General features: G+C 29.4%; 5 protein-coding genes. 1 reads left to right on the top strand and 4 read right to left on the bottom strand.

Annotated elements, in window-relative coordinates; all coding sequences use genetic code 11:
* The 3 genes from Q0370_RS10340 to Q0370_RS10330 all read right to left on the bottom strand — a co-directional run.
* Positions 1 to 637, bottom strand: a 637-nt coding sequence (locus tag Q0370_RS10340; protein WP_299575412.1) for a thiamine diphosphokinase, incomplete at its 3' end; no start/stop codon positions are given.
* Between the two features lie 185 nt (positions 638 to 822).
* On the bottom strand, positions 823 to 2,211 hold the full coding sequence (locus tag Q0370_RS10335; protein ID WP_299575410.1) for a sensor histidine kinase KdpD: 1,389 nt from the start codon (positions 2,209 to 2,211) through the stop codon (positions 823 to 825).
* Between the two features lies 1 nt (position 2,212).
* Positions 2,213 to 2,917 carry a response regulator transcription factor gene (locus Q0370_RS10330; RefSeq protein WP_299575408.1) on the bottom strand — a complete coding sequence of 235 codons (705 nt, stop codon included), beginning with the start codon at positions 2,915 to 2,917 and terminating at the stop codon, positions 2,213 to 2,215.
* A 207-nt stretch (positions 2,918 to 3,124) separates the two neighbouring features.
* On the opposite strand from Q0370_RS10330, the gene Q0370_RS10325 reads away from it, so the two are divergent.
* Positions 3,125 to 3,469, top strand: coding sequence for a hypothetical protein (locus Q0370_RS10325; protein ID WP_147006478.1), 345 nt, complete (start codon positions 3,125 to 3,127; stop codon positions 3,467 to 3,469).
* 156 nt (positions 3,470 to 3,625) lie between these two features.
* Here the strand turns inward: Q0370_RS10325 and Q0370_RS10320 are convergent.
* Positions 3,626 to 3,973, bottom strand: a 348-nt coding sequence (locus Q0370_RS10320) for an HRDC domain-containing protein (protein ID WP_299575404.1), incomplete at its 5' end; no start/stop codon positions are given.

The following is a 3,973-nucleotide window of genomic DNA, read 5'->3' as shown; positions in this document are numbered from 1 at the left end:
TCAAAACAATTATCATCTTCCCACTTTCAAATTCCACACTCGCCTCATCTCCACAGATTACATTGCTCACAAGTCTGGAACTTTCCCTTTTCACATCAATTTTATCCGTTTCAAATTTAAAGCCCTTCAAGGTTAATTTTTCAACTTTTTCACTAATTGGAATGATTGAAAATTCACAGTCCTTTTTATTTTTTAGGACAAAAGACTTTTCTGCATAAAAAATTTCTTCATTTTCCTGCAAAAAAACGAGATTTTTATACTCTTCCATTATGAATAGGTTGCTCAAAGTCATGTCAATTCGTTTTCCAAGCCCACCAACTACAAATATTTTCTCAACAAAATTCTTATTTTTCGAAATTTTATTAATTTCTTTCAAAATCAGCTCAAAATCTGTAAAATCCTTGTCTTTTGGGAATTTTTTTATCAAAATATTCTTACTTTTATAATATTCCAAAACTTTTTTTTCAATCGAATCCAGATCCCCAACAATCACTTCTGGCATTTTCCCATATTTAAAGGCAAAATTCGCTCCCCCATCCGCACAAAAGCAAACTGCATTTTCCGAGACAAGTTTATCCATAAATTGCTGCGAATATTTATATTCCCCATTCAAAAAAATCACATATTTTTTCTCCATTTTTCTCCCTTCAAATCAAGAAATATACTCAGACCTATTTTAAATTAAACTGCTAAATTTATATAAATTTATGGTTTGAATAAAATAGTCATAGCTTTTGAGTTTAGTTTTAAATACGTTTTACCATACAATATATTTATTATACTGTTTTATCTGATTATTTACAAGATTATAAAAAAATCCCTTCAAATTTTAGGAATCTTCAAAATAACTTTAAATCCTCCATATTCACTATGTTTCATCATAACTTTACCATTATGGACATCAATAATTTGTTTTACGATAAGAAGTCCCAAACCGTGCCGCTGCTCTGTCGTATTTTTATCACAAACCATATAATGTGGGGCATTATTGAGTTTTTCCAGCTCTTTGTCAGAAACTCCTGTTCCATTGTCTTCAACGCAAATTATGCAATTTTTTTCATCTTCTTTTACTGATATATAAATTGTACATCCATTTTCGTTGTGATTAATACTGTTTTGAATTAAGTTTGACAAAGCTCGTTTTATCAAATTACTGTCGATATTAGCAAAGCAAGATACAAGTTCATTTTTCGTCTTCCACTCTATCGGAAATTTTTCATCGATATCCATGTTCAAAAAATCAACGATTACTTGCCTAGCAACTGCTACTAAATTTTCTTTTTTCTGCTCAAAAGGCTGCATATTGTATTCTAATTTTGAAGCAAGGTTCAAATCATTTATTAAATTTTTTATACGCTCACTTTGTTTCAAAATGACGGAAAGCTTTTTATCCGTTTCATCCGATAAATTTAAAGATGTTTTCAATTGGCTTGTATAACCCATTATCATTGATAGAGGAGTACGAATATCATGGGAAACTCCTGCAATCCAGTTGGCTCGTGCCGTGTCTTTATTTCGCAATTGTTCCCTTTGATTTTGCAAAATTTCAGAAGTTTTATTTATACTTTTTGCAAGTTCTGACAAAACACCTTTTTCTTTCACGTATACAGGTGTATCTTTATCCAAATTTTGTATGCCTTTTATTATTGGATTTACAGAACTTAGAAGTTTAGAGTTGGAAATAATGTATATCAAAAATATAAAAATTATATTTAGACAAAAAAGTATAAGTAAAAATTTTGGAATTTTTTTGACAAGTCCATATTTCCAGCTGGCTACTGGGTATTTCCAATAACTATTTTTAGGATAGCCTAGCACAAGTAAATTACTTTCAACTTTAGAAGTGAAAACAGGATAATTTTTTATATAGGCATGTGAAAATATGGCAATATCAGATATTGAGTATTCTTTTGGAATATCATCAGGTAAATTGTTTGTTTGCCATATAACTTTTTTTGAATCATTGTCAATCAAGATTGCCCATATATTTTGTTTTTTTAAGTCAGCAGTCATTTCGCTAGGTAAAGTGTATTTGCCATTTTCAAATTTCAACATACCTGCTACTTTAAATGTATAGTCCATAGGAGGCTCTTTTGACACATATTTAATAATCCATAATCCGTATAGAAAAATATTTAAGAATAGAAGTAGGACAAAACTTAATATTAAGGTTATTATAAAACGACGTATTAGTTTTAGTATGCTTTTCATATCATTTTCCCTCCACAATTAGTTTGTAGCCTAATCCTTTCATTGTTATTAATGACACAGGATGGGAAGGGGTAATCTCAATTTTTTCTCTAATACGTCTTATATGAGTCATCAGTGAATTTGTATAGACATAGGCATTTTCGCCCCATACAGCTTCACACAATGTATCTATGGTTACAATATGTCCAGCATTTCGGTAAAGAGTCTGCAATAATTCATATTCCTTTGCAGTTAACGGTATATTTTTATTATCTTTTATAATTTCTCCACGTGAAAAATCAATTTGACAGCCATTTAAATTTACAATTGGACTTTCTTTTTTGTAAGTTCGCCGCAAAATAGCAGTAATTCTAAACAAAAGTTCTTTTGGCAAAAAAGGCTTTACAATGTAGTCATCCGCCCCTAATCCAAAGCCCTTGAATTTATCCTCATCTTCTCCACGTGCTGTAAGAAATAATATTGGATAATTACTGGCTTTTCTCAACTTTTCCAGCAATTCAAAACCATTTCCATCTGGAAGCATAACATCCAGTATCGCTAAATCAGGCTGTTTTTCTTCAACACATTTCATAGTTTCCTTCACACTTTTTGCAGTCTGTATATTTTTATATCCGTAATCAGCTAAAATTGATATAGTCATATCTAAAATTTCCTGCTCATCATCAACAATTAAAATACATTTATTTGTCAAATATTTTTCGATCATTTCAAAATCTCCTTTTATTGCTATTTAAAATTTTATAAATTAATTATAGCATATAAATTAATTTCAGTTTCTTATTTTTCAAAAAAGTAAGGTAAATGTAAAGTAGAAAGAATATTATCGTAAGGTTGATGTGATAATATATGAGTGTAGAAAAGGAGGAGAGTATAAAATAAATATAAAAAATTAATAGATGAGAGGAAGATTATTATGAAAATGGAACTAATAAAAAAATTAAGCGATGATGTTTTTGCAGATAAAAAACAACATTTAATGGCTAGCAGAATAGCATTAATTATGAGCTTAGTACCTATTTTAAGTCAAATTATGTCAATATTTAAGGTAAATTATGTAATAGCACATATGTTTGGTGCAGTAAACGCCTTGTGTATTCTAGGTTCTTTTGTATTATCTGTTTTATGCATAAAAAATCAAAAAAATCGTAATTTTATGAATATTTGCTCAATAATAATAAGTGGATTTTTTATGCTTGTTGTTGCAGCGTTGATGGCTATAGGTTTAATTTATACTATTGCTTATGTAGTAAAACACTAGAAGAATTAGGAATTTTTGCATAATATTATTTAACAGGTATGCAAATTTCATACAAGCATATTAAAAAATAAAAATTTAATCAGATAAAGAAGGCTGTCTCATAAGGTTAATTTTATGAAACAGCCAATTTTATAAAAATCTTAATATCTCAAAAACTCAACTTTTCATATCATAAAAATTCTCCAAAATTAGCAAAAGCTCCTCCCCATAATCTCTAACTTTCCGTTTTCCCATTCCCTTTATTTGCGAAAGTTCTTCTAAACTTTTAGGATTTGTCTTTATGATATCAGCTAAAAGCTGATTTGAAGCGACGATGTAAGGTGGATAGCCCAGCATTTGTGCCTCTCCTGTCCTCCACTCCTTCAAAATTTTATACAGCTCAGTTTCTTCTTCTGAAAGATATTCCTCATAATTTCTATTAGCTTCTTTAGTTTCTCTTCCATTTTGTGAAAAATTATTTTTCTCAGAATTTTTACCAGCTTTTTCTGCCTTTTCATACTCAAC

The organism is uncultured Leptotrichia sp. (assembly GCF_938036635.1).
In the GTDB taxonomy this organism is placed as follows: Bacteria; Fusobacteriota; Fusobacteriia; order Fusobacteriales; family Leptotrichiaceae; genus Leptotrichia; species Leptotrichia hongkongensis.
This window is presented reverse-complemented; position numbering and strand designations above follow the sequence as displayed.

Coding starts and splice junctions, on each gene's coding strand:
- Q0370_RS10335 (WP_299575410.1), bottom strand. CDS start 2,211: ATGAAAAGCATACTAAAACTAATACGTCGTTTTATAATAACCTTAATA.
- Q0370_RS10330 (WP_299575408.1), bottom strand. CDS start 2,917: ATGATCGAAAAATATTTGACAAATAAATGTATTTTAATTGTTGATGAT.
- Q0370_RS10325 (WP_147006478.1), top strand. CDS start 3,125: ATGAAAATGGAACTAATAAAAAAATTAAGCGATGATGTTTTTGCAGAT.